The sequence below is a fragment of the Streptomyces sp. NPDC024632 genome (assembly GCF_055559175.1).
In genome coordinates this window covers 32,756-57,605 of sequence record NZ_JBVHLD010000017.1, presented here as the reverse complement: position 1 = coordinate 57,605, position 24,850 = coordinate 32,756, and the positions used below count along the sequence as shown (strand labels likewise).

General features: G+C 72.1%; 21 protein-coding genes. 12 read left to right on the top strand and 9 right to left on the bottom strand.

All coding sequences use genetic code 11. The features are described from left to right. Positions 1-54 precede the first annotated feature (54 nt). Positions 55-1,269, top strand: a complete 1,215-nt coding sequence (locus tag ACZ37P_RS29540) for a pyridoxal phosphate-dependent aminotransferase (RefSeq protein ID WP_391127123.1) — start codon at positions 55-57, stop codon at positions 1,267-1,269. Between the two features lie 87 nt (positions 1,270-1,356). On the opposite strand, the gene ACZ37P_RS29535 is transcribed toward ACZ37P_RS29540, so the two are convergent. Further along, entirely contained in the window at positions 1,357-3,177 is a 1,821-nt protein-coding gene (locus tag ACZ37P_RS29535) for a phosphoenolpyruvate carboxykinase (GTP) (protein ID WP_355347836.1), read from the bottom strand. A gap of 256 nt (positions 3,178-3,433) precedes the next feature. Between ACZ37P_RS29535 and trhA the strand changes: the two genes are divergently transcribed. The 3 genes from trhA (at position 3,434) to ACZ37P_RS29520 (ending at position 6,697) form a co-directional block, all read left to right on the top strand. Continuing rightward, positions 3,434-4,132 carry a PAQR family membrane homeostasis protein TrhA gene (gene trhA, locus ACZ37P_RS29530; protein WP_467349409.1) on the top strand — a complete coding sequence of 233 codons (699 nt, stop codon included), beginning with the start codon at positions 3,434-3,436 and terminating at the stop codon, positions 4,130-4,132. A 245-nt stretch (positions 4,133-4,377) separates the two neighbouring features. Continuing rightward, entirely contained in the window at positions 4,378-6,072 is a 1,695-nt protein-coding gene (locus ACZ37P_RS29525; protein WP_467349407.1) for an MFS transporter, read from the top strand. Between the two features lie 4 nt (positions 6,073-6,076). Next, positions 6,077-6,697 carry a TetR/AcrR family transcriptional regulator gene (locus ACZ37P_RS29520; protein WP_401312881.1) on the top strand — a complete coding sequence of 207 codons (621 nt, stop codon included), beginning with the start codon at positions 6,077-6,079 and terminating at the stop codon, positions 6,695-6,697. Positions 6,698-6,832: 135 nt separating this feature from the next. On the opposite strand, the gene ACZ37P_RS29515 is transcribed toward ACZ37P_RS29520, so the two are convergent. Then, on the bottom strand, positions 6,833-8,884 hold the full coding sequence (locus tag ACZ37P_RS29515) for a thioredoxin domain-containing protein (RefSeq protein ID WP_391049134.1): 2,052 nt from the start codon (positions 8,882-8,884) through the stop codon (positions 6,833-6,835). A gap of 139 nt (positions 8,885-9,023) precedes the next feature. Next, the gene (locus tag ACZ37P_RS29510; protein WP_467349405.1) at positions 9,024-9,437 is read right to left on the bottom strand and encodes an arsenate reductase ArsC; all 414 of its coding nucleotides are present in this window, start codon (positions 9,435-9,437) and stop codon (positions 9,024-9,026) included. 199 nt (positions 9,438-9,636) lie between these two features. Here ACZ37P_RS29510 and ACZ37P_RS29505 point away from each other — a divergent pair, with 199 nt between their 5' ends. Beyond that, complete coding sequence (locus ACZ37P_RS29505; protein WP_355350097.1) at positions 9,637-9,945, top strand: ArsR/SmtB family transcription factor; 309 nt, start codon at positions 9,637-9,639, stop codon at positions 9,943-9,945. Beyond that, entirely contained in the window at positions 9,942-11,084 is a 1,143-nt protein-coding gene (gene arsB, locus ACZ37P_RS29500) for an ACR3 family arsenite efflux transporter (protein ID WP_467349499.1), read from the top strand. The genes ACZ37P_RS29505 and arsB overlap by 4 nt, the downstream gene beginning before the upstream one ends. 18 nt (positions 11,085-11,102) lie before the next feature. On the opposite strand, the gene ACZ37P_RS29495 is transcribed toward arsB, so the two are convergent. Next, positions 11,103-11,648 carry a VOC family protein gene (locus ACZ37P_RS29495; RefSeq protein WP_391049126.1) on the bottom strand — a complete coding sequence of 182 codons (546 nt, stop codon included), beginning with the start codon at positions 11,646-11,648 and terminating at the stop codon, positions 11,103-11,105. A gap of 124 nt (positions 11,649-11,772) precedes the next feature. Then, a complete protein-coding gene (locus tag ACZ37P_RS29490) occupies positions 11,773-13,017 on the bottom strand; it encodes an MFS transporter (protein WP_467349403.1) in 1,245 nt (414 codons plus the stop codon). Between the two features lie 127 nt (positions 13,018-13,144). On the opposite strand from ACZ37P_RS29490, the gene ACZ37P_RS29485 reads away from it, so the two are divergent. The 4 genes from ACZ37P_RS29485 (at position 13,145) to ACZ37P_RS29470 (ending at position 20,063) form a co-directional block, all read left to right on the top strand. Next, the gene (locus ACZ37P_RS29485; protein WP_467349401.1) at positions 13,145-14,131 is read left to right on the top strand and encodes a LysR family transcriptional regulator; all 987 of its coding nucleotides are present in this window, start codon (positions 13,145-13,147) and stop codon (positions 14,129-14,131) included. 162 nt (positions 14,132-14,293) lie between these two features. After that, entirely contained in the window at positions 14,294-15,028 is a 735-nt protein-coding gene (locus tag ACZ37P_RS29480; RefSeq protein WP_467349399.1) for a S1 family peptidase, read from the top strand. A gap of 252 nt (positions 15,029-15,280) precedes the next feature. Continuing rightward, a complete protein-coding gene (locus ACZ37P_RS29475) occupies positions 15,281-16,438 on the top strand; it encodes a hypothetical protein (protein WP_467349398.1) in 1,158 nt (385 codons plus the stop codon). A gap of 379 nt (positions 16,439-16,817) precedes the next feature. Next, a complete protein-coding gene (locus tag ACZ37P_RS29470) occupies positions 16,818-20,063 on the top strand; it encodes a tetratricopeptide repeat protein (protein ID WP_467349397.1) in 3,246 nt (1,081 codons plus the stop codon). Positions 20,064-20,246: 183 nt separating this feature from the next. Here ACZ37P_RS29470 and ACZ37P_RS29465 read toward each other — a convergent pair whose 3' ends face one another. Beyond that, entirely contained in the window at positions 20,247-20,534 is a 288-nt protein-coding gene (locus tag ACZ37P_RS29465; protein ID WP_355350121.1) for a hypothetical protein, read from the bottom strand. A gap of 14 nt (positions 20,535-20,548) precedes the next feature. Then, positions 20,549-21,421: a mycothiol conjugate amidase Mca gene (gene mca, locus ACZ37P_RS29460; RefSeq protein ID WP_391127072.1), complete on the bottom strand. Its 873-nt coding sequence runs from the start codon at positions 21,419-21,421 to the stop codon at positions 20,549-20,551. Between the two features lie 145 nt (positions 21,422-21,566). Here mca and ACZ37P_RS29455 point away from each other — a divergent pair, with 145 nt between their 5' ends. Then, positions 21,567-21,998, top strand: coding sequence for a DUF4307 domain-containing protein (locus ACZ37P_RS29455; RefSeq protein ID WP_355350127.1), 432 nt, complete (start codon positions 21,567-21,569; stop codon positions 21,996-21,998). A gap of 230 nt (positions 21,999-22,228) precedes the next feature. Continuing rightward, positions 22,229-22,726, top strand: coding sequence for a transcription elongation factor GreA (greA, locus tag ACZ37P_RS29450; protein ID WP_188280881.1), 498 nt, complete (start codon positions 22,229-22,231; stop codon positions 22,724-22,726). Positions 22,727-22,859: 133 nt separating this feature from the next. Here the strand turns inward: greA and ACZ37P_RS29445 are convergent, their stop codons facing one another. Further along, on the bottom strand, positions 22,860-23,711 hold the full coding sequence (locus ACZ37P_RS29445; RefSeq protein ID WP_355350130.1) for an ABC transporter permease: 852 nt from the start codon (positions 23,709-23,711) through the stop codon (positions 22,860-22,862). Next, positions 23,708-24,727 (bottom strand): ATP-binding cassette domain-containing protein, encoded by a 1,020-nt coding sequence (locus tag ACZ37P_RS29440; RefSeq protein WP_355350133.1) that lies wholly within the window; start codon positions 24,725-24,727, stop codon positions 23,708-23,710. The genes ACZ37P_RS29445 and ACZ37P_RS29440 overlap by 4 nt, the downstream gene beginning before the upstream one ends. Positions 24,728-24,850 lie beyond the last annotated feature (123 nt).

Below are 24,850 nucleotides of genomic sequence, written 5' to 3'. Positions count from 1 at the left end.
TACGTGGCGGAAAACACCGAGCGGTCCGCGTGACGTGGCCGTAAGGTGACCGGCATGCAGGTGATCCAGTCCACGAAGCTCGCCAACGTCTGCTACGACATCCGGGGCCCGGTCCTCGAAGAGGCCATGCGGCTTCAGGCGGCGGGTCACCGCATCCTGGAGCTGAACACCGGGAATCCGGCGCCGTTCGGGTTCGAGTGCCCGCCGGAGATCCTGGAGGACATGCTCAGGTCGCTGGGGACGGCGCACGGGTATGTGAACTCCAAGGGCATCCTCCCGGCGCGCCGCGCGGTGATGCAGCACTACCAGACCAAGGGCATCGATCTGGACGTCGAGGACGTCTACCTCGGCAACGGGGTGTCGGAGCTGATCCAGATGTCGATGCAGGCGCTGCTCGACGACGGTGACGAGGTGCTGGTGCCCGCGCCGGACTACCCGCTGTGGACGGCGTCGGTCTCGCTGTCCGGCGGCACGGCCGTGCACTACCGCTGCGACGAGCAGGCGGAATGGCAGCCGGACCTCGCCGACATCGAGCGGAAGATCACTGACCGCACCAAGGCGATCGTGATCATCAACCCGAACAACCCGACCGGCGCCGTGTACGACGACGAGATGCTGCGCGGCATCGCCGAGATCGCCCGCAGGCACCGGCTGATCGTCTGCGCCGACGAGATCTACGACAAGATCCTGTACGACGACGCGACGCACACCCCCTTCGCCGCCATCGCCCCCGACCTGATGACCCTGACCTTCAACGGTCTGTCGAAGGCGTACCGGGTGGCGGGCTTCCGCAGCGGCTGGCTCGCGGTCTGCGGCCCCAAGGACCACGCGACCAGCTACATCGAGGGTCTGACGATCCTGGCGAACATGCGGCTGTGCGCGAATGTGCCCGCGCAGCACGCCATCGCCACCGCCCTCGGCGGGCGCCAGTCCATCAAGGACCTCGTCCTGCCCGGCGGCCGGCTGACCGAGCAGCGCGACGCGGCGTACGCGGCCCTGACCGCCATCCCCGGCGTCACCTGCGTGAAGCCCAAGGGGGCCCTCTACGCCTTCCCGCGCCTCGACCCCAAGGTGCACAAGATCAAGGACGACCAGCAGATGGTCCTCGACCTCCTGCGGGCCGAGCGCATCCTCGTCGTCCAGGGCACCGGCTTCAACTGGCCCGACCCCGACCACTTCCGCCTCGTCACCCTCCCCGCCAAGGAGGACCTGACGGACGCGGTCACCCGCATCGGCGACTTCCTGGGCGGCTACAGCCAGGTGCCGTAAGAGGTACGGCGAAGGGGCGCGGGAGGTCACCGCGAAAGGTCGCGGGAGGTCACCGCGAAGGGGCGCGGGCGATCCGCGCCCCCCACGTCAGCCCAGGCGCGCCACCAGGGACTCGTACTCGTCCCACAGCTCGCGCGGGGTGTGGGTGCCGAAGGTTTCGAGGTGGGCGGGGATGAGGGCGGCTTCCTCTTTCCAGACCTCGCGGTCGACGGACAGCAGCAGGTCGAGGTCGTCCTGGGAGATGTCGAGCCCCTCGGTGTCGAGGTCGCCGGGGGCCGGCAGGATGCCGATGGGGGTCTCGACGCCCTTGGCCTCGCCGTTGAGGCGTTCGACGATCCACTTCAGGACCCGGCTGTTCTCGCCGAAGCCCGGCCAGACGAAGCGCCCGGCGGCGTCCTTGCGGAACCAGTTGACGTAGTAGATCTTCGGCAGCTTGGCGGCGTCGTGCGTCTTGCCGAGCGAGACCCAGTGGCCGAAGTAGTCGCCCATGTTGTAGCCGCAGAACGGCAGCATCGCGAAGGGGTCGCGGCGCAGTTCGCCGACCTTGCCCTCGGCGGCGGCGGTCTTCTCGCTGGCGACGTTGGCGCCGAGGAAGACGCCGTGCTGCCAGTCGAAGGACTCGGTGACCAGCGGTACGGCCGAGGCGCGGCGTCCGCCGAAGAGGATCGCGGAGATCGGGACGCCGCGCGGGTCCTCCCACTCGGGCGCGATGATCGGGCACTGCGCGGCGGGGACGGTGAAGCGGGCGTTGGGGTGGGCGGCGGGCGTGCCGGACTGCGGCGTCCAGTCCTGGCCCTTCCAGTCCGTGAGGTGCGCGGGCGGCTCCTCGGTCATGCCCTCCCACCACACGTCGCCGTCGTCGGTGAGGGCGACATTGGTGAAGACGGAGTTGCCGTACATCGTCTTCATCGCGTTGGAGTTGGTGTGCTCTCCGGTGCCGGGCGCCACGCCGAAGAAACCGGCCTCGGGGTTGATGGCGTACAGGCGGCCGTCCTCACCGAAGCGCATCCAGGCGATGTCGTCGCCGATGGTCTCGACGGTCCAGCCGGGGACGGTGGGCTCCAGCATCGCGAGGTTGGTCTTGCCGCAGGCCGAGGGGAACGCGGCGGCGACGTACTTGACGGCCTCGGGTCCCCCCTTGGGCGGGGTGAGCTTGAGGATCAGCATGTGCTCGGCGAGCCAGCCCTCGTCGCGGGCCATGACGGAGGCGATGCGCAGCGCGTAGCACTTCTTGCCGAGCAGGGCGTTGCCGCCGTAGCCGGAGCCGTAGGACCAGATCTCGCGGCTCTCGGGGAAGTGCGAGATGTACTTGGTGGTGTTGCACGGCCACGGCACGTCGGCCTGGCCCTCTTCGAGCGGGGCGCCCAGGGTGTGCACGGCCTTGACGAAGAAGCCGTCGGTGCCCAGTTCGTCCAGCACGGCCTGACCCATCCGGGTCATGGTGCGCATGGAGACGGCGACGTACGCGGAGTCGGTGATCTCCACGCCGATGGCGGACAGCGGTGAGCCGACCGGGCCCATGCAGAAGGGCACGACGTACATCGTGCGGCCCTTCATCGAGCCGCGGAAGACGCCCTTGTCGCCGGTGAAGATCTCCCGCATCTCGGCGGGGGCCTTCCAGTGGTTGGTCGGGCCCGCGTCCGCCTCGTTCTCCGAGCAGATGAAGGTCCGGTCCTCGACCCGCGCCACGTCCGAGGGGTCGGAGGCCGCGTAGTACGAGTTGGGGCGCAGGGTCGGGTCGAGCTTGGTGAAGGTGCCCTTGGCGACGAGTTCTCCGGCCAGGCGGTGGTACTCCGCCTCCGAGCCGTCGCACCACACGATCTCGTCGGGCTGGGTGAGTTCGGCGATCTCGCCGACCCAGCGGGTCAGTTCCTGATGGTTGGTGGGAGCCGCAATACCGCGCGCCACGATCGCTCCGTCCCGCCGGGTCCGCACAGAACCGGCGTCACAAATTGAGGGTTTGGTTCTCGGCCCCTTGGGGGCTGCGGCCCGGACGCGTTCGTGGAGTGCTCATCCGGTACCGACCGCACTCATATGAGTGTGGGCCCCGTCAAATGATTCTGTCCAGGGCGCCGCGAGTGAGCATCACCACTCCGGGAGTGTCCCGCGCCACCTTTGAATCTACTAACAGGTAACTTACGCGACCGTAGGTAGGATTGACGGCATGGCCCTTGGCAACGACACTTCAGAGGTGTCCCCCATCGTCGACGGCGTCGACTTGCCGATCCCCGTGAAACCCAAGCTCAGAGGGTGGTTGCACGCGGGGATGTTCCCCGCCGTGCTCGTCTCGGGAGTCGTGCTCACCGCCTTCGCCCAGAGCACCAGGGGACGGATCGCCTGCGGCGTCTTCACCGTGACCGCGTGCGCGCTGTTCGGCGTGAGCGCGCTCTACCACCGGGGCCACTGGGGCCCTCGGGGCGAAGCGATTTTGCGACGACTTGACCATGCGAACATCTTCCTGATCATCGCGGGCACCTACACGCCGCTGGCGATCCTGCTGCTGCCCGGCGACACCTCGAAGGCGCTGCTGTGGGTCGTCTGGGCGGGCGCGCTCGCCGGAATCGCCTTCCGCGTCTTCTGGGTCGGCGCCCCGCGCTGGCTCTACACCCCGTGCTACATCGCGCTCGGCTGGGTCGCGGTCTTCTTCCTGCCGGACTTCCTGCGGACCGGCGGCGTGGCCGTCATGGTCTGCGTCATCGTCGGCGGCCTGCTCTACAGCGGCGGCGCCGTCGTCTACGGCTTCAAGCGGCCGAATCCGTCACCGCGTTGGTTCGGCTTCCACGAGGTCTTCCACTCCTTCACGCTGGTCGCCTTCATCGTCCACTACGTCGGCATCTCGCTGGTCGCCTACCAGCACGCGTAAATCCGCCGGGCCGCAGCCGCCCGCCCCTTCACCCACCCGCGCCCGTCCCCACGGGGGCGGGTTTTTTCGTACGCCCGCACGTCGGCGCGCGTCCGCGGGTGAGTGAGGGCGCGTACGCCGGTGCGTACGCGTACGCCGACACCCATCCGCGGACGCGCCCACCCGCACGGGTTCCCATGCGGCGATCTGACAGCTACTCTTTTTTAGGAGTCACTTTCATTTGACACAGACCTTCAGGAGCCGTCATGGCAACCTCTTCCTCCCCGGCCCCGCCCCCGGCGGACGCGCAAGCCCCGCCGCAGGCGGACCCGCGGCGCTGGCTGGCGCTGCTCGCGATCATCGCCAGCGTCCTCGTCCTCAGCTTCGACACGACGATCCTCAACGTGGCGCTGCCGACGATGTCCGCCCAGATCGGCGCCGACACCGGCGACATGCAGTGGATCGTGGACTCGTACACCGTCGTCTTCGCCGCCGCGATGCTCCCGGCGGGCCTGCTGGGCGACCGGTTCGGACGGCGCCGGATGCTGGTCACGGGCCTCATCGTGTTCCTGGCCGGATCGATGCTCGGCGTGCTGGCGCACAGCCCGGGACCGGTGATCGCCGCCCGTACGGTGATGGGCGTCGGCGGGGCCTTCATCATGCCGCTGGCGCTGTCGGTGCTGCCGTCGATGTTCAGCGGGCAGGAGCGGTCGCGGGCGGTCGCGATCGTGTCCACCGCGATGGCGCTCGGCATGCCGCTCGGCCCGATCATCGGCGGCACGCTGCTCGAACACTTCTGGTGGGGCTCGGTCTTCCTGATCAACATCCCGCTGGTCGGCCTGAGCGTCGTCGCCTGCATGACGCTGCTGCCCGAGACCCGCGACCCCGCCGCGCCCCAGGTGGACGTCCCCAGCACGGTGTTCGCCGCCGGGGGCCTCGGCGCCCTGGTCTTCGGCATCATCGAGGCGCCCGACCGGGGCTGGGGCGACCCGCTGGTGCTGCTGATGCTCTTCGGCGGGGTCGCGCTGATCGCCGGGCTGGTGCTGCGCGAGCGCGGGGTGAGCAGGCCGATGCTCGACCTGACCCTGCTGCGGCAGCGCGGCTTCGTGTGGAACGCGGTCGCCGCCACCCTGGTCACCTTCATCCTCACCGGGCTGCTCTTCGTCCTGCCGTCCTACCTCCAGACCTCCCTGGGCTACGACGCGTTCGGCACCGGTCTGCGGCTGCTGCCGATGATGGGCGGGCTGATGTTCGCCGCCCGCGCGGGCTCCCCGCTGGTCAAGCGGTTCGGCCCGCGGCCGGTGATCGTCGGCGGACTCGCCGTCCTGGCGGGCGCGGCCTTCCTCGGCAGCACCACGCGCGTCGGTGACGGTTACGGCGTCACCGCCCTGTGGCTGTCGATCGCCGGGCTCGGCTTCGGCCTCGCCATCGTGCCCGCCATGGACAGCGCGCTCGGCGCGCTCCCCCGCGAGCGCGCGGGCAGCGGCTCGGGACTGCTCCAGACGCTGCGGCAGACCGGCGGCGCGATCGGCGTCGCCATCCTCGGCAGCGTCCTCGCCGCCGGGTACACCGGACGGCTGGACACCGGCGGCCTGTCCTCGGCCGCCGCGCACACCGCCAAGGACTCCGTCGTCGGCGCCCACGCCGTCGCCGCCTCCCTGGGCGACCGCGCGCTGGCCACCGCAGCCGACGCCGCGTACCTGCACGGCATGAGCGTCGTCCTCACCGTCTGCGGTGTCGCGTCCCTGGTGGCCGCCGCGCTGGTGGCGGCCTTCCTGCCGAATCCGCGCACCGGGAAAGCGACGGACGGGGGCGCGGCCGACCGGGGCGCGAAGGGGTCTGGAGACGGGTCCGGGTCCGGGTCCGGGAGCGACACCGCGCCCGGCATCGTGACCGGCTCCGACACCCGCGCCGGGGCATCGCTGCCCGTGGCAGAACGCACCACGGATGCCGGACAATGAGGCCATGTCCCCTCGCTCCAGCGGCATCATCCCGGCGAAGACCGGTCTGCGCGAACGCAAGAAGGCCCAGACCCGCCAGGCCATCCGCGCCGCCGCCTACCGGCTCTTCGCCGAGCAGGGGTACGACGCCACCCCCGTCGACCAGATCGCGGCCGAGGCGGACGTCTCGCCGAGCACCGTCTTCCGGTACTTCCCCACCAAGGAGGACATCGTCCTCACGGACGAGTACGACGCGGGCATGGCCGAGATGCTGCGGTCCCGGCCCGCCGAGGAGTCACCGCTGACGGCGCTGGAAATGGTCATGCACGAATCGCTCAGCCTGCTGCTCCAGGACCCCGAGGGCCAGGCCGAGATGGTTCAGCGCGAGGAACTGGTCCGCGACGTCCCCGCCATCCGCTCCCGCTCGCACGAAACCATGTCGGAGACCGGTCGGCTGCTCGGCGGCATCATCGCCGAGCGGTCCGGCCGCTCGGCCGACGACCTCGAGGTACGCGTCTTCACCGCCGCCGTCTTCAGCGTTATTCACGAGACGACGATGTACTGGGTCGAACAGGGCCGCACCGAAGACCTCCTCCCCCTCCTCGACCGAGCCCTCGGCCTGCTGCGCGGTGGCCTGGAGTTCTGACCCCGCGCGCCTCCCCCGGCACCAAGCCCCCAGCCCCCACCCCGGTGACCCGGCCACCACCGATCCGCCCCGCCGGGACGGCCGGTGACCCGCGGGAGCGTCGTGGCTGAGCGCGCACCCCCGCAGGGGGGCCGGCTAGCTCGGGCGGGGTCCGGTCCACACGTCGGAGCGGAGCTGCGAGCGGAGGGTGCGGGCGTCGGACGTCGGCGCGTCGCAGACGAAGTTGCGGCAGACGTACGCGGCGGCCTGCCCGGCGCGCGTCGGCCGGGCGTGCAGCAGCGGGAATTCCGTACTGCCCTCCTCGCCGACCGCGACCACGGCGCCGGGCGCGGCGCCGAGCAGCGCGGTGAGGTGGAGTTCGTCGGTCAGGGGATCGCCGACCGCGCCGACGACGGCGACCTCGCGCGGCCCGTCGAGCGCGGCCTCGGCGACGGCCAGACCCCAGCCGACGAACCGCGGCGCGCGGGAGGCGAGCGCGCCGACGACACCCAACGCCCTTTCCGCGGCGGTGCGGTGGGCGTCGGAGCCGGTGTGGGCGGCGTAGGTGAGCAGCGCACCGGCGGCGGCCGTCCAGCCGGACGGCGTCGCGTTGTCGGTGGGGTCCTGCGGGCGGCGGATCAGGGTCTCGGCGTCGTCGGCGGTGTCGTACAGCCCGCCGTCGTCCGCGGTGAAGTGGACGATGACGGAGTCGAGCAGCAGCCCGGCGAAGTCCAGCCAGACGCCCTCGCCGGTCACCGACGCGAGCGCCAGGAAGCCCTCGGCGACGTCGCCGTAGTCCTCCAGCACACCGTCGTTGGCCCCGGCGACGCCGTCGCGCGAGGTGCGCGAGAGCCGTCCGCGCTCGTCCATGTGGACGCGTACGAGCAGGTCGGCGGCGTCGACCGCGGCCTGTACGAGGTCGGGCCTGTCGAAGTAGGCGCCGGTCTCGGCGAGCGCGGCGATGGCCAGGCCGTTCCAGGCGGCGACCACCTTGTCGTCACGCCCCGGACGGGGGCGCGACGCGCGGGCGGTGAGCAGCCGTTCGCGTACGGAGGCGACCCGGTCGGCGTCCACCACGCCGTTGCCCTGCGGGAGTTGGAGTACGGAGGCGCCCTCCTCGAAGGTGCCCTCCTCGGTGACGCCGAAGTAGCCCGCCGCGAACTCCCCGTCGGCCGCGCCCAGTACCTCGGTGAGCTGCGCGGGCGTCCACGCGTAGTAGGCGCCCTCGGCGTGCTTGCCGGTGCCGTCGTCGCTGTCGGCGTCCAGCGCGGACGCGAACCCGCCCTCGTCCGTGGCCAGTTCGGCGATCATGAAGTCCGCGGTCTCCAGCGCGACGCGGCGCGCGAAGTCGGAGCCGGTGGCCCGCCACAGGTGCGCGTACACGCGGGTGAGCAGCGCGTTGTCGTAAAGCATTTTCTCGAAGTGCGGGACGGTCCAGGTGCGGTCGACCGCGTACCGGGCGAAGCCGCCGCCGAGTTGGTCGTAGATCCCGCCGCGCGCCATCGCCTCGCAGGTGTCGCGGGCCATCTGCAACGCGCCCTCGGCGCCGGTCCGCGCGTGGTGCCGCAGCAGGAACTCCAGCGCCATGGACGGCGGGAACTTCGGCGCCCCGCCGAACCCGCCGCGCCGCGCGTCGTATTCACGGGTCAGCCCGAGCAGCGCCGCCGACAGTTCGCCTTCACCCGGATGGACGGCCGCGCCGTACGCGTCGGCCCGCTCGGCCAGGTCCCGGACGATCCGCGTCGCGACATCCGCGACCTCCTCGCGCCGGTCCCGCCACGCCGCGACGACGCCCTCCAGCACGTCCCGGAACCCGGGCATCCCCTGCCGCGCGGCCGGCGGGAAGTACGTACCGAAGTAGAACGGCTCGCCCTCCGGCGTCAGAAACACCGTCATCGGCCAGCCGCCCTGACCGGTGGCCGCCTGCACGGCCTCCATGTACACGGCGTCGACGTCCGGCCGCTCCTCGCGGTCCACCTTCACCGACACGAAGTGCTCATTGAGATACGCGGCCGTCACCTCGTCCTCGAAGGACTCGTGCGCCATCACATGGCACCAGTGGCACGCGCTGTACCCCACGCTCAGCAGCACCGGCACACCGCGCTTGCGCGCCTCCGCGAACGCCTCCGCCCCCCACGGCCACCAGTCCACGGGATTCGCGGCGTGCTGGAGAAGATAGGGCGAGGTCGCGTCAGCCAACCGGTTCACGCGGCCTAGCCTCTCACAAAGCAAGGCCCGCGAGACGATCGCGCGCGGCGGCGGGAGGCTGTCGTTCGGGCATCTCGACGCACCGGGCGGGAGCGGGAGCGGGACCGGTGGGGACGGGGTCCGGCGGGGGGCGGGGCGGTCAAGGGGCCGGGGGCGGGGCGATCTCCTGGAGGAGGGTCTCGACCAGGGACTTGATCTCGTCGCGGATCGGGCGCACGGCTTCGACGCCCTGGCCGGCCGGGTCGTCGAGCTTCCAGTCGAGGTAGCGCTTGCCGGGGAAGACCGGGCAGGTGTCGCCGCAGCCCATCGTGACGCACACGTCGGACTCGCGTACCGCGTCCACGGTGAGGATCTTCGGGGCCTCGGCGGAGATGTCGATGCCGACCTCGGCCATGGCCCGGACGGCGGCCGGGTTGACGGCGGCGCCCGGGTCGGACCCGGCGGAGCGGACCTCGACGCGGCCTCCGGCCAGGTGGGTGAGCCACGCGGCGGCCATCTGCGAGCGGCCGGCGTTGTGGACGCAGACGAACAGGACGGAAGGCTTGTCGGACATGGGACTTCCCTGTTCCTTCCTCGGTTGAACGGCGTGATGGGACGGGCGTGGTGGGACCGGCGTGATGAGACCGGCGTGATGAGGCGGGCTTGGTGCGACGGCTTGACGGGACGGGTTCGCTGCGGCGACGTGGCGAGGCGAACGAACGATTCAGCCCGCGCTGGTATCAGCAGCGACTGATGTGTGACAGTATCAGTCCATGCTGACATCAGTCGACACTGATCTGATGCGGGTGCTGGCCGACCCGCTCAGGCTCCGGATCGTGACCCTGCTCGCTCGCGAGACCCTGTGCACCACGCACCTGGTCGAGGAGACCGGAGCCAGGCAGACCAATCTCTCCAACCACATGAAGGTCCTGCGCGAGGCGGGCGTGGTGGACACCGAGCCCTGCGGCCGGTTCGTCTACTACAAGCTGCGCCCCGAGGTGCTGGCCGGACTGTCCGAGCGGTTCGCCGCACTCGCGGAGTCCGCGCGTACCGCCGCCGAGAACAAGCGGGCGTGCCCGTGACCTCCGCGCAGCCCCGACCCGCGCCCTCCGCGCAGCCCGCCGCCGCCCGCCCACCGGGCGGCGGTCCGGCCCCGCGCGACTCGGTCGTCGGGAAGCTCTCCGCCCTGGACCGCTACCTCGCGGTCTGGATCCTGGCCGCGATGGGGGCCGGTCTGGGGCTGGGCCGCGCCGTCCCGGGGCTGAACGACGCGCTCGCGAAGACCGAGATCGGCGGGATCTCGCTGCCGATCGCGCTCGGCCTGCTCGTGATGATGTACCCGGTGCTGGCCAAGGTCCGCTACGACCGGCTCGACCGCGTCACCGGCGACCGGAAGCTGATGGCGTCCTCCCTGCTCCTCAACTGGGTCGTCGGCCCCGCCATCATGTTCGCGCTGGCCTGGCTCTTCCTGCCGGATCTGCCCCAGTACCGCACCGGTCTGATCATCGTGGGACTCGCCCGCTGCATCGCCATGGTCATCATCTGGAACGACCTCGCGTGCGGCGACCGCGAGGCCGCCGCCGTCCTGGTCGCGCTCAACTCGGTGTTCCAGGTGCTCGCGTTCGCGCTGCTGGGCTGGTTCTACCTCGACCTGCTGCCGCGTCTGCTCGGCCTCGGCGACGGCCAGGGCCTGGACGTCTCCGCCTGGCACATCGCGCTGAACGTCGTCGTCTTCCTCGGCGTGCCCCTGCTCGCGGGGTTCCTCACGCGCCGCGTCGGCGAGCGGCGCGTGGGGCGCGAGCGGTACGAGAGCGCGTTCCTGCCGAGGATCGGCCCGTGGGCGCTGTACGGGCTGCTGTTCACGATCGTCGTCCTCTTCGCCCTCCAGGGCGGGACGATCACCTCGCGCCCGCTGGACGTCGTACGGATCGCGGCTCCGCTGCTGGTCTACTTCGCGGTCATGTTCTTCGGCGCCTTCCTCCTCGGCAAGGGTGTCGGTCTGGCCTACGACCGCACCGCGACCCTCGCGTTCACCGCGGCGGGCAACAACTTCGAGCTGGCCATCGCGGTCGCCGTCGCCACCTTCGGGGTCACCTCCGGCCAGGCGCTGGCCGGGGTCGTCGGCCCGCTGATCGAGGTCCCCGTCCTGATCGGCCTCGTCCACGTCGCGCTCGCCTGGCGCCGGAGGTTCACCGCCGACGCGCTGACGACGGCTGATTGACGCTGATTGGCCTACGCCTTACGCGTCCTGGCCGCGGGGCCAGGTCCTGACGGGGGCGCTGCTGCGGCCGGCCCGGCCGCTCAGCTCGGCGTCGAGGGTCTCCTGGGCCACGCGCATGGCCTCGGCGTACACGGGGTCCTCCAGCCGCTTCCACATGTCGTCCGCGGAGACGTCCTCCACGCGGCTGACCACCCACCAGATGTTGCCGAAGGGGTCCTTGATCCGGCCGCCGCGCTGTCCGAAGGCGTCGTCGGCCAGCTCCGTGACGATACGGCCGCCGGCCGCGACGGCCCGCGCGAACGCCTCGTCGGCGTCGGCGACGAACACCCGCAGCAGGCTCGGCACGACGGGCCAGTCCGCGTGCCGGTCGAAGGCCAGCACCACGGTGTCGCCGATACGGATCTCGCCGTGTCCGATCAGGCCGTCCTCCGTCGCCACCCGCCCGAGTTCCTCACCCCCGAACGCCGCGGCCACGAAGTCGAGGAACGCCCCCGTGTCGTCGGTGACCACCCAGGGCGCCACCGTGGTGTAGCCCTCGGGCGCGGCATTGGTCTTCTCGGGCATCGCGGTCCTTTCGCTGACATCGGTTGTCGACAGCGACGCTAGGCGCGATTGCGGTCAGTTCCGGTCCGCAACGGCGCAGCGGCGGTGCCGCGATCCGCCGATACCCCCGCCCGGGCCCGGTCGGTCACGGCCGGCCGGGGGCCAGGGCCGGCTCGGGGCTCGGGGTGAGGTCGCGGCGGGGCAGCAGGAGCGGGGTGGTCAGGATGAGCAGGCCCACGACCGTGAGGGCGGTGCGCGGGCCGGTGACGTCGGCGAGCAGCCCGGCGAGCGCGGTGAGGACGGCGATGGCCGTCTGCTGGCCGATCGACCAGGCCGACAGGGTCCGGGCGACGAGGTGCCGGGGGGTGTGTTCGAGCCGGTAGGTGGCGAGCACCGGTGTGTACAGGCTCATGTTGACGATGATCGCCAGCTCGACGGCGATCACGGTGAGCAGGCCGACGACGCCGGGCCGGACGAAGGCCAGCCCGATCAGCCAGACGGCGCGCAGGGTGCCGACGGTCCGGAAGACCCACTGCTGCCCGTGGCGGGCCACCACCCGGCGGGCCAGCCGCGAGCCGATGAGCCCGCCGACGCAGGGCGCGGCGAAGGCGAGGCCGTACTGCCAGGGCGGGAAGCCGAGTTGGCGCAGCAGGAGCACGGCGAGCAGCGGTTCTGTGGCCATGATCAGACCGCCGACGAGCAGCTGGTTGAGGTAGAGCGCCCGCAGGCCGGGGTGGCCCAGGAGGTGCCGCCAGCCGTCGAGCAGCGCGCCCGCCCGGGTCGTCGGTGTGCCGGTGGGCCGCGGCGCGTCCTCCCGGCCGCGGATCGCGGTGACGCACAGCGCGGAGCACAAGTAGCTGAGCGCGTCGGCCACGACGGTGACGACCGGCCCGAACAGGCCGATGGCCGCTCCGCCGAGCGGCGGCCCGACCGCGATGGAGCTCCAGTTCGTGGACTCGAAGCGGGCGTTGGCCACGAGCAGGTCGTCCGGCCGGACGAGCGCCTTGAGGTAGGCGCCGCTGGAGGCGTTGAAGGCGATCTTGGCCGCGGCGGACACGGCGGAGACCACGAGCAGGTGGACGAAGCTGAGCCGGCCGAGGGCGTAGGCGGCCGGGACCGTCGCCATGACCGCGAACCGGGTCAGGTCCATCGCGACCATGACCGGGCGCTTGCGCCGGAACTCCACCCACGGCGCGAGCGGCAGCGCGATCAGCGCTCCCACCGCGGGCCCCACGGCGGACAGCGCGGACACCTCGGCGGGGCCCGCGTGCAGGGCCAGCACCGCGATCAGCGGCAGCGCGCCGAAGCCCAGCCCCGACCCGTAGGCGCTCACCGCGTACGCCGCCCAAAGCCAGCCGAACGGCCGCCCCAGCGCTCTCCTGCCCCTCATGCGCGGCGCTCCCCCTTCGACGGGCCGACGTGGACCGGTGAGAGCTAAGCGAGCGGCACAACCGCAGGTCAAACAACCGCACCGCCCGCGATCCACAACCATTCGTTGTTCACTAAGGTGAATCGACGTGGACCTCGAAGCCGTACGCACCTTCGTCGCCGTCGCGGACGCGGGCCAGTTCCAGAAGGCCGCCGCCGACCTGTCGATCACCCAGCAGGCGGTCTCCAAGCGGGTCGCCGCGCTGGAACGCGCCCTGGGCATGCGGCTGTTCGCCCGCGCCCCGCGCGGCGCCGAACTCACCATCGACGGCCAGGCGTTCCTGCCCCACGCGCGCGAACTGCTGCGCGTCGCCGAACGCGCGGTCGCGTCCGTACGCCCCGTCCGCCGTCCGCTGCGCGTCGACGTGATGGCCTCGCGCGGCGCGCAGGCGGGCCTGATGCGCGGCTTCCACCGCGCGCACCCCGAGATCGACCTCGACGTGGTGATGCTGCTGGAATTCGGCACGGCCGTCGGCGCCGTCAGGTCCGGTGCGATCGACGCGACCTTCCGCGCCGTCGCCGCGCCCGGCCTGCCGCTTCCCGAGGACGTCGCGTCCGTACGGGTGCTCGACGAGCCGCTCCAGCTCCTCACCGGCCCGGCCCACGCGCTGGCGCGCGCCCGGTCGGTGACCGTCGAGCGGCTCGTGGGGCACCGGATCTGGATGCCCGGCATCGTCCCCGGCTCCGAGTGGGGCGCCTACTACGACGACCTCGTCGACGAGTTCGGCCTCACCATCGAGGCGACCGGCCCCAACTTCGGTTCCGACGCGCTCCTCGACACCCTCGCCGAGACCCCGGCGCTGGCCACCTTCATGGGCGAGCCCACCCGTCTCATCTGGCCAGCGGGCCACGGCCTGCGCCGTATCCCGGTGACCGACCCCACCCCCGTCTACCCGCACGCCCTCCTGTGGCACCGCGACAACCCCCACCCGGCGCTGGCCGTTCTGCGCGCCCACCTCGCCGCCGCGGCGACCGCCCACGACGCCGCCGGGACCTGGCGCCCCGACTGGGTGATCCCCCCGTCTCCGGTGTCACCGCCGACGAACTCCGGGCCGGATGCGCCGGGTGGCGGCTGACCGACGTGACGCCCGGTGCGCGTCCGGTCCGGAAAGCCGGGGGTCGGCGCGTACGCTCATGGGCGGATGTTCCGGAAGTGGCGGAAGTGGTGCCAATGGCGCCAGGAGCGCCGACGGGAGCCGACGGGAGCGGTGCCGGGTGAGCGTGAGGGGTGGTCGCGGATGGCGGGGCGGATTCGGGTGCTGCTGACGGCCGTACTGGTGGCCGTGACGGGGATCGTGACGGCGTCGGCACCGGCCTCCGCGGTGATCGGCGGGTCGAAGAGCACGTACGGGCCGTGGGCGGTGCGGATGTTCGTCGACGGGAAGCCGGTGTGCACCGGGACGGCCGTGACGCGCCGGTGGATTCTGACCGCGTCGCACTGCTTCTTCGAGCAGGCGCGGCCGGTCGCGGACAAGCGGATCACGTTCCGGGTGGGCGGCCTCGACGTCCGCAAGGGCACGACGGTCCGCCCGGTGCCCGGCGGGCGCGTGGGAAGCGCCGTCGCCGACATGATGCTGGTCGAGGTGCCGGCCATGAACGTCCGCACCGCGCGCCTGTCCACCGCGCCCGTCCGCCCCGGCCGGACGGTGCGGGTGTACGGGTGGGGCGCGACGTGCGCCGGGGACGAGAACTCCTGCCAGTCGCCGGTGCTCAAGCAGTCGCGGCTGCGGGTCGTCCGGCCGGACGACCCGCGGTGCGACGGCGCCACCGCGCCGGGCGGCTCGGACTTCTGCATGGTGAAGGTGTCCGGGATCCCCGCGGGCGGGGACTCCGGCGGACCGGTGATGAGCGTCGCCCCGCACGGCGCGGAAACCCTCCTCGGCGTCTTCGACGGCTCCGACCGGGAGAAGGTCGCCGAGGCCGGGGACGTCGGTCAGCAGCTCGCCTGGATCCGCTCGGTCACCCGCCGGTAGCCCCCACCGCCCGCCTCGATCCGCACCGATCCGCACCCGGCGGTGGCCGCGACCGCTACCGGGCCTGCTGGGTACGGAACAGGCGGCGACATGGCCTGGAAGTCGGCGGGGCGCGTGGCGGGGCGGGCTTCGGCGAGGGGTCGGACAGCTGCCGGACAGGTGCGGGACAACCGCCGTACACCGACCGGATAGACTGCCGCAATTCTGCACCTCACCCGTATGCACCGTTTTTCACGCCAAAGAGGGAGCGTCGTGGCGCTGCTCGACCACACCCGGCCGGCGCCCGCGGCGGAGCCCACTGGCCGGGGAGACGCGCTGCGGCGCGCGGCCCGCGCGGCGGCGCCCGCGGTCCTCGGCTATCTGCTGGTGCGGCTCGCGGCGACCGCGATGCTCTGGATGTGGGCGCGGTCGGAACACAAGAGCCTGCTGGGGCTGCTGGGCCGCAAATGGGACTCGCTGTGGTTCCTGGGCATCATCGAGCACGGCTACGACCACGGCACCCCGGCGCAGAGCAACCTCGCGTTCTTCCCGCTCTACCCCCAACTGGTGCGCGGTACCGCCGCGCTGTCCCCCACCGGGCCCGCGACCACCGGCGTCGTCCTCGGCTGGCTCTTCGCGCTGGCCGCCGCCTGGGGCATCTACGCGGTCGGCGCGAAGCTGTACGGCCAGCGCGCCGGGGTGGTGCTCGCCGTGCTGTGGGGCGTCATCCCGCACGCCGTCGTCGAGTCGATGGCGTACACCGAGAGCCTGTTCACGGCGCTGGCCGCCTGGACGCTGTACGCGCTGCTCTGCGAACACTGGCTGACCAGTGCCTTCCTGTGCCTGCTCGCCGGGCTGACCCGGCCGACCGCCTCCGCGCTGGTGCCGGTGGTCTGCCTGGCCGCGCTGTTCGCGATCGTCCGCGCGCCGCGCGCCTGGCGCGCGTGGGCGGCGCTGCTGATCGCGCCCGCCGGCTGGATCGGCTATCTGGTGTGGGTGGGCCTGCGGGTGCACCGGCTGGACGGCTGGTTCCACATCCAGAAGGACGGCTGGGGATCGTCGTGGGACGGCGGCCGGTTCACCGTCGACAGCGCCCGGCACATCCTCAGCACGCCGTCGGCGCTCGACCTGTACGCGGTGACCGTCGTCCTGCTGCTGGCCGTGGCGCTCTTCGTCCTCGGCGTGCTCGACCGGCAGCCCTGGCCGCTGCTGCTCTTCAGCTTCCTGCTGCTGGCCACCTCGATCGGCGGCTCCGGCTACTACCACTCCAAGGCGCGCTTCCTCGTCGCGGCCTTCCCGCTGCTCATCCCGCCCGCCATCGCGCTGGCCAAGGCCAGGACCGGTACGGCCGTCACGGTCGTGACGACGCTGACGCTGGTGTCCGGGTACTTCGGCGGCTATCTGCTGCTGGTCTGGAACCACTCCCCGTGAGCCGGGCGGTTCACAAGCCGTAGCGCCGACGCCGTCGAAGACGCGCGGCATCGCGGACTGCCACGGCGCGCGGGAGAGCCGGCCGCCGACGCCGAGGCGCACGAGAAGCTCGACCTCTGCCTCGGCGACAAGGCGCCCTACGGCCTGATCGGCCTGTTCACCGGCGCCGCACCACCGGAACCCGCCTCCCCCGCGCGGGCCTGAACCGCGCGCGTGCGCGCGGCGGCGACGGCGGCTCCGCGCCCAGGAGGGGCGCGCGGGGACGGCGCTGTGGGATCCACAGGGCCGCGGGGGCTTGACGCGGGCGCTGGGTGGGCACCAAACCCACTCATGGGTTGTCCGCACGTCGAAGTTGTCGAAGCCGTACGCGGGAGGACATGTGCCGGAGTCACGGGCCGCGCTGCGCGCCCCGCACCGGGCCGAGGTGGTGCGCCTGCTGGAGCGGGCGGTGGCCCAGCAGGGGCAGGGCGTGGACGGGAAGGCGCTGCTGGCGCGGGGGTTGGAGCGGCTGGAGGAGATCGCGGCCGCGGCGGACGAGGAGTACGGGGCGTACGTCAGGGCGCTGGAGGCCGGTCAGGCGGCCGGACCGCAGGAGCGCTCGGGGCGCGCCACCGCCGCGGTGCAGGGCCTGGTCGCGGGCGTAACGGCCGCGGTGGCCTTCGGAGTCGACCTCGGCTACGGCCTCGCGGCGGGACCCGCGCTGGTGACCGGCCTCGCGGTCGGCGCGGCGGGAGCGGTGACGCTGACCGGAGCGGGCAAGCAGGGAAAGGCGCGGCGCGCGGGCGCCGGCCAGGGCTTACCGGGCGGTCCGGAACAACTGCGGCTGCTGTGGCTGGCCGCGCTCGACCGCCGCGGCGTACGGCCGTTCATCGAGGCGCAGCGCGCGGTCGTCCCCGCGCCGCCCCGCAAGCAGTCCGCCAAGGTGCCCAACCAGCCCTCCCCGCCGCGCCGTTCGGGCAACGACCGCAGCGCGGCGGCCCGCACACGCGCCGTACTGGAGCAGTCGTTCGGCCATCTCCCGGACGCGGAAGGCCCGTTCGCCGGGCGCCGCGCCCATGTCGCGCGGATCGCCCAGTGGGTGCACCAGGCCCGGGTGTCCACGGCGGTACGACCCACCGTGGTCGTCCTGCACGGACCGGCGGGCAGCGGCCGTACGACGCTGGCGGTGCGTACCGCACGGCAGTTGAAGGACCAGTTCCGCGGCGCGTGCGTGGTGGACCTGCGCGGCGCGAGCGACGGCAGGACGCCGCTGCCCACCAGGGAGGCGCTGCTGCACCTGCTCAACCGGCTCGGCGCGCCCCGCGACCAGCTCCTCTTCCGCGAGCGGCAGAATCAGGAACAGCACCTGCGACGGCTCAGCGAGCAGTACCAGCAGCACCTCAGGGACGTGCCCGTGGTGATCGTGCTGGACGACGCCACCGACGCGGCGCAGATCAGGACGCTGGTCCCCGAGCGGTCCGAGAGCCTGGTGCTGGTCACCAGCCGCGCGCCGTTCGACCCGGAGGAACTGGCGCTGCCCGGCGCCTTCGTGCACAGCCTGGACGTCGGCGCGCTCGACGCGGACGACACCTTGGAACTGCTGGGCGAACTGGCCGCGGCGGGCGGCGGCGCCGCCCCGCTGCGGGAGGAGGCCGAGCGGCTGCGCGACCTGTGCGCGGGTCTGCCGATAGCCCTGCGGATCGCCGGAGCCGCGCTCCCCGACCACCACGGCGCGACCGAACTCGCCGCAGACCTGGAGGTGTTCGGCCCGCGCGACCCGGTCGACCGCGTCCTCGCACTGCGCTACCACGACCAGCCGGAGCCCAACCGCCGCCTGCTGCGCCGCCTCGCGCTGGCCGGGCGCGCCAGCTTCGGCGCCGCCGCCGCGGCGGCCCTGATGGCCACCGACGAACGCGAGGCCGCCCGCAGGCTCGACGAACTCGCCGCCGCGGGGCTGATCGAGAACGTCCGCGGCAGCCGCTACCGCCCGCACGACCTCGTCCGCGCCTTCGCGGGCGAACGGCTGCTGGACGAGGAGGACCCGGTGGAGCGCGGCGCCGCCCACGAGCGGCTGATCCGCTCGTACGCGGACCTCGCGAACACCGTCATCCGGCTGGTCGAGGGCAAGACCTCCACCCGCGCCGGGCGCTTCGGCCAGCACGGCTTCGCCTCACTGGAGCTGGCGCTGCGCTGGCTGGACGAGGAGTCCAGCTTCATCACCGCCGCGCTGCGCGACACCGAGGGCGTCGACCGGGCCGCCGTACAGGCGCTGCTCGGCGCGCTGTGCGACTACTGCCTGCTGCGTGGCGACCTCTACCGGCTCGGCGAGATCAGCGAGATGGCGCAGGCCCAACAGGCCGCCGGGCAGCAGAAGTCGGGCCCCGACGAGGACCGCTCGGTGCTGGTGCGGTCGGTGCAGTGGCGTACCGGCATCGCGGCCCGGCAGCTCGGCGAGCTGGACAAGGCGCGGTCGACGCTGACGTCGGTGGTCGACCTGTACTTCGAGGCGCGGCACCCGTCGGGCGCGGCCCGCGCGCTGGACAGCCTCGGCATCACCCTGCACCACCAGGGCAACCTCAAGGAGGCCGAGCGCAGGCTGCGCGAGGCGCTGGAGATCCAGTCCGCCCCCGAGCTGGACGAGGACCGGGCCTGGACGCTGCACGCGCTGGCCGCCGTGCTGCGCGACATGGGCCAGGTCGGCACGGCGCTGGAGCTGCTGCGCGAGTCGCTGGCGCTGCACCGCGAGAACGAGAGCGTGCAGGGCGAGGCGTGGGCGCACCTCCAGCTCGGCCAGGTGTACCTGCGGCTCGGGCGGCTCGACCTCGGCGAGGCCGAACTGCGCGCCGCCGGGCAGTCGTACGCGCTGGCCCGCGACCCGCGCGGCGGCGCGTGGACCGCGACGCAGCTCGCCCGGGCCCTGCTGCTGCGCGGCGAGGCCCGGCAGGCCGCCCAGGACCTGGACGAGGCGGTGCAGCGGCACCGCGCCTGCGAGGACGCGCGCGGCGAGGCGTGGACGCTGTACTACCTCGGGCACGCGCTGGAGGAGTCCGGCGACACCGACTCGGCGCTGCGCACCCTGGAACGCGCCCGCACGATGTTCTCCCGCATGCGGGACGTCTACGGGCTGGCCTGCGCCCGGCACCACTCCGCGCGGGTCACCCGCGACCAGCGGGCGGCCCGTACCGGCAATCTGCGCAACAGCGGCTTCGCCCGGCAGCTCCTCCAGGACGCCCGCCAGGACTTCCGCCGGATCGGCGTCGAGCACGGCGAGGCGTGGTCGTGCGTCGAGCTGTCCGTCATCGACGCCGGGAACGGGCGGCTGCCCGAGGCCCTCGCCCTCCTCGACGAGGCCGTCGAGCTCTTCCGGGGGCTCGGCGACCGCCGCGGCCACGACTGGGCCGTCTTCCTGCGCGCCACCGTCCAGCCGCTGCTCTCCGAGGACGGCCTGCCCCTGGCCCGCTCAGCCCTCGCAGGGCTCCTCGCCGACGCCTATCCGGGGCGGGACCCGGACCTCGAGGAGTACGTCGAGGCGTACGCCCTCCTCCTGGAGCGCGGCACCGTCGCCCCCGGCGGACCCTGGGACACCTGGCGCCTCGGCATGACCCCCGGCCGCTCCGCCCGCATGGTCATGGCCGTCCCCGTCTGACCCCTTGCACACGACGTGCCCCGTCGGGGCGCGGGGAACCGCGCGGCCGGCCACGACGCTCCCGCAGGTCACCGCCCGCCCCGGCGGGGCAGATCGGTGGTCTCCGGACCACCGGCCGGTGGCGGCTGGCCGCGCGGTTCCCCGCGCCCCTGAAAAGCACGCCCCGCGCAAGGGCCGCCCCCGTCAGGGGCGTGGCGGCTCCGGGGCGGAGGAGGCGGAGGCGGAGGCGGCGGGAGAAGCGGAGGGAGAGGCCGCGGGGGCCTCATGCGGCGGGCGAGCCGCGGGCTCCTCGGTGAAATCGATCTTCTTCATCTGCTTGCCCATGTTCTTCATCAGCAGCCACAGCCCGATGGCGATGGCGGCGAAGATCACGAAACCGAGGAGCCCCGGCGTCACCTTGTCCTGGTTCAGCTCACCGGCGGCGTTCGAGGCGAGCGGGACCAGCGTATTGAATCCGTGGGAGGCGTTCACCCGCCCATTGTCGCCTAGGCCCTCTCGATCCCCGCAAAGAGGTCGTCCTCAGGGATCGAGGTGTCCACGCGGGACTGCGCCAGCTCGTAGTCCTCGGTCGGCCAGACCTCCCGCTGGAGGTCCATCGGGATACGGAACCAGCCGCCGTCCGGGTCGATCTGCGTGGCGTGCGCGAGCAGCGCCTTGTCACGGATCTCGAAGAAGTCCGCGCAGGGCACGTGGGTGGTGAGCTGCCGCTCCGGGCGGTCGAACTCCTCCCAGCGCTTGAGCCACTCCCCGTACGGGGACTCCATGCCGCGCGCGAGCAGCGCCTCGTGCAGCGCGAGGGTGCGCTCCTTGTTGAAGCCCTGGTTGTAGTAGAGCTTCAGCGGCGTCCACGGCTCCCCGGCCTCGGGGTAGCGCTCGGGGTCGCCCGCGGCGTCGAAGGCCACCGCCGAGATCTTGTGGGTCATGATGTGGTCCGGGTGCGGATAGCCGCCGTTCTCGTCGTACGTGGTGATGACGTGCGGCCGGAACTCGCGGATCAGCTTCACCAGGGTGCCCGCCGCCACGTCCACGTCCTGGAGGGCGAAGCAGCCCTCGGGCAGCGGCGGCAGCGGGTCGCCCTCGGGCAGTCCCGAGTCGACGTAGCCGAGCCAGGACTGGCGGACGCCCAGGATCTGGCGCGCCTCGTCCATCTCCTTGGCACGTACCTCGTGGATGTTCTCCTCGATGTAGGGGTCGCCCTGGAGTTTGGGGTTGAGCACCGAGCCACGCTCGCCTCCGGTGCAGGTCGCCACCAGTACGTCCACCCCCTCGGACACGTACTTGGCCATGGTGGCCGCGCCCTTGCTCGACTCGTCGTCGGGGTGGGCGTGAACGGCCATCAGTCGAAGCTGCTCAGTCAAGGCTGGGTCCTCAGGTCTTCGGGGTCCGAGCGGCGCCGAGCCCCCGTCTTCTAAGCCCCCTCCGTCGGCCGAGAGGGCGCCTCCTATAGTGACCGAGTGAGGGGACGATTAATTCCGCCGTTCCCGCGCTCGGGAGGAAAAGCCTATGACCGCCGTGCGGCCCGGTGAGCCGGGCGCCCGTCCCGCCCTGCCCGACGGCAGGTACGGTCCGGGCGCCGACGCGCGGGCGGACCGCAAGCTGCGGATCGCCGCCGTCGTGCTGGGCGCGCTGATGGTCGTCGGCGTCGGCTGGTACGGCTGGCACGCCCTCACCGGCACCAAGGTCAGCGGTCAGGTCATCGCCTTCAAGGCCGTGTCGGACCAGGCCGTGGAGATCCACCTGGAGGTCCACAAGGACCCGGGGACCGTCGCCGTCTGCACCCTGCGCTCGGTGGACGTCGACCACAACGAGGTGGGCCGCAAGGACGTCCGCCTCGCGCAGCACGCCCGGCAGGTCGACACCGTCGTCACAGTGCGGACGACCTCGCGCGGTGAGACCGGTGAGCTGGTCAGCTGCCAGACCGCCCCGCGCGGCTGACCCCGGACCCCGGCACCCGCGTTCGTTTCCCGTCCCCTTGACCGACGAGTAATTGTTAGGCTCGTGGTTTCGTCCCGGCGACCGGTGGCAATGGACTTGTTCATCGGGGCGCACCCCGGCACCGGCCGTGGGGACGAGCCGTCGGCCCCACGGGTGCGACGGCACACACCGCCCCGCGGGGAGTCCGCGGGACAGGCACACGGCATGACCAGTACCGACGAGGAGCACCTGTGACCCAGACCAGCGAGAACGTCACCTGGCTGACCCAGGCGGCGTATGACCAGCTCAAGGCCGAGCTGGAGCATCTGTCTGGTCCGGCGCGCGCCGAGATCGTCGCCAAGATCGAGGAAGCCCGCCAGGAAGGCGATCTCAAGGAGAACGCCGGCTATCACGCGGCGCGTGAGGACCAGGGCAAGCTGGAGCTGCGCATCCGCCAGCTCAACCAGATCCTGGAGTCCGCGAAGGTCGGCGAGGCCCCGGCGGACGACGGTGTGGTGGCGCCCGGCATGGTGGTGACCATCGCCTTCGACGGCGACCCCGACGACACCATGACCTTCCTGCTCGGCTCCCGCGAGGGCGTCTCCAGCGACCTGGACACGTACTCGCCGCAGTCGCCGCTCGGCCGCGGTGTGGCGGGCAAGAAGCCGGGCGAGGACGCCACGTACGAACTGCCCAACGGCAAGAGCGCGTCGGTGAAGGTCCTCGACGTGAAGCCGTACCAGGGCTGAGCGGACAGCGGTGTGCCGCCCGTCCCCGTGGCACGGGCGGCACATGTGTGACGCGGCTTTTCCGCGAAGGCGTCGGGCGTGACGCGATCGTCAAGCGTGAGGCGGTCGTCCGGCTCTCCGCGGTGACCGGCTGTTAAGCGGTCGCCGAGCGGTACTTGCGGACCGCGAGCGTACGGAAGACCACGATGATGAGCACGGACCAGATCAGCGACGCCCACACCGGGTGCTGCATCGGCCAGGCGCCGGACTGCGAGACGCCCGGGTTGCCGAAGAGCACGCGGCACGCCTGCACGGTGGCGCTGAACGGGTTCCAGTCGGCGACCGCCTGGAGCCAGCCCGGCATGTTGGACGAGTCCACGAAGGCGTTCGACACGAACGTCACCGGGAAGAGCCAGATCAGGCCGCCCGAGGTGGCCGCCTCCGGGGTGCGGACCGACAGGCCGATCAGCGCGCCGATCCAGGAGAAGGCGTAGCCCAGCAGGAGCAGCAGCAGGAACGCGCCGATCATCTTCGGCACGCCGTTGTGGATGCGCCAGCCGACGAGCACGCCGACCACCGCGAGGACGACGACGGTGAGCGTCGTCTGGACGAGGTCGGCGAGGGTGCGGCCGGTGAGCACCGCGCCGCGCGCCATGGGCAGCGACCGGAAGCGGTCGATGAGGCCCTTGTTCATGTCGTCGGCGATGCCCGCGCCCGCGCCGGCGGTGGCGAAGGTGACCGTCTGGGCGAAGATGCCCGCCATCAGGAAGTTGCGGTAGTCGGAGGCGCTGAGGGAGCCGCCGACGGCGACCGAGCCGCCGAAGACGTAGCTGAACAGCACCACGAACATGATCGGCTGGATCAGCCCGAAGATGATCATCTCGGGGATGCGCAGCATCCGGATGAGATTGCGCTTGGCGACGACCAGCGAGTCCCTGACGGACTGGACGACGCCGCCCGCGCCCTTGGGCGCGGCGGTGGTCACGATGTCGGTCGTGGCGCTCACTTGACTGCCTCCTTGCGGGACGCGTCGGCCTTGCGGGCGCCCGCGTCGTCGGTCTCCTCGTCGGCGGCGTTGTCCTGCTCGGCCGCGTGGCCGGTCAGGGAGATGAACACGTCGTCCAGGGTGGGTCGGCGCAGGCCGATGTCGTCGATCTCGATGCCCTGCGCGTCCAGGTCGCGGATCACCTCGGCGAGCAGCTTGGCGCCGCCGGTCACCGGGACGGTGATCTTCCGCTGGTGTTCCTCGATCTTCGCGTCGCCCTTGCCGAATCCGGCGAGCGCGCGGGCGGCGTCGGAGATGCGGTCCCGCTCGTGCACGACGACCTCGACGCGTTCGCCGCCGGTCTGCGCCTTGAGCTGGTCGGAGGTGCCGCGCGCGATGACCTTGCCGTGGTCGATCACGCAGATGTCGTGCGCGAGGTGGTCGGCCTCTTCCAGATACTGGGTGGTGAGCAGCAAGGTGGTGCCGCCCGCGACCAGTTCCTGGATGACCTCCCAGAGCTGCTGGCGGTTGCGCGGGTCGAGTCCGGTGGTCGGCTCGTCCATGAACATCACCGGCGGGCTCACGACGAGCGCGGCGGCGAGGTCCAGGCGGCGGCGCATACCGCCGGAGTAGGTCTTGGAGGGCCGGTTCGCGGCGTCCGCCAGATTGAAGCGCTCCAGCAGTTCGTCGGCCCGCGCGCGGGCCGCCTTGGCGCTCATCTGGTAGAGCTGGCCGACCATTTGGATGTTCTCCCGGCCGGTCAGATACTCGTCGACCGCGGCGAACTGACCCGACAGGCCGATGTGCCTGCGGACCTCGTTGGGGTGCTTCAGTACGTCGATGCCCGCGACGACGGCTCTGCCGCTGTCGGGTTGCAGGAGTGTGGTCAGGACCCGGACGGCGGTGGTCTTTCCCGCGCCGTTCGGCCCGAGCAGCCCGAGGACCGTGCCCTCCGGCACGTCGAGGTCCACTCCCCCCAGTGCCTTGACATCGCCGAAGGTCTTCACAAGACCCTCTGCATAGATGGCGCCCGGCATTTTGTCACTCCGTCCGTTGGTGCGGTGTGCAGCTCTCACGACTGGTGCGGTGTGCGGCTTCATGACTTCGACCGCCCGAACGGCCGAAACTCATCGCTCAGCGCGCGGCGGACCGCGCGGCGA

What these genes read in the sequence shown, in the direction of transcription:
- ACZ37P_RS29455 (WP_355350127.1), top strand. Translation starts at nt 21,567, where the DNA reads ATGACCGCCGTGCGGCCCGGTGAGCCGGGCGCCCGTCCCGCCCTGCCC.
- trhA (WP_467349409.1), top strand. Translation starts at nt 3,434, where the DNA reads ATGGCCCTTGGCAACGACACTTCAGAGGTGTCCCCCATCGTCGACGGC.
- ACZ37P_RS29510 (WP_467349405.1), bottom strand. Translation starts at nt 9,437, where the DNA reads ATGTCCGACAAGCCTTCCGTCCTGTTCGTCTGCGTCCACAACGCCGGC.
- ACZ37P_RS29525 (WP_467349407.1), top strand. Translation starts at nt 4,378, where the DNA reads ATGGCAACCTCTTCCTCCCCGGCCCCGCCCCCGGCGGACGCGCAAGCC.
- ACZ37P_RS29505 (WP_355350097.1), top strand. Translation starts at nt 9,637, where the DNA reads ATGCTGACATCAGTCGACACTGATCTGATGCGGGTGCTGGCCGACCCG.
- ACZ37P_RS29495 (WP_391049126.1), bottom strand. Translation starts at nt 11,648, where the DNA reads ATGCCCGAGAAGACCAATGCCGCGCCCGAGGGCTACACCACGGTGGCG.
- ACZ37P_RS29490 (WP_467349403.1), bottom strand. Translation starts at nt 13,017, where the DNA reads ATGAGGGGCAGGAGAGCGCTGGGGCGGCCGTTCGGCTGGCTTTGGGCG.
- ACZ37P_RS29540 (WP_391127123.1), top strand. Translation starts at nt 55, where the DNA reads ATGCAGGTGATCCAGTCCACGAAGCTCGCCAACGTCTGCTACGACATC.
- ACZ37P_RS29440 (WP_355350133.1), bottom strand. Translation starts at nt 24,727, where the DNA reads ATGCCGGGCGCCATCTATGCAGAGGGTCTTGTGAAGACCTTCGGCGAT.
- ACZ37P_RS29520 (WP_401312881.1), top strand. Translation starts at nt 6,077, where the DNA reads ATGTCCCCTCGCTCCAGCGGCATCATCCCGGCGAAGACCGGTCTGCGC.
- ACZ37P_RS29480 (WP_467349399.1), top strand. Translation starts at nt 14,294, where the DNA reads ATGGCGGGGCGGATTCGGGTGCTGCTGACGGCCGTACTGGTGGCCGTG.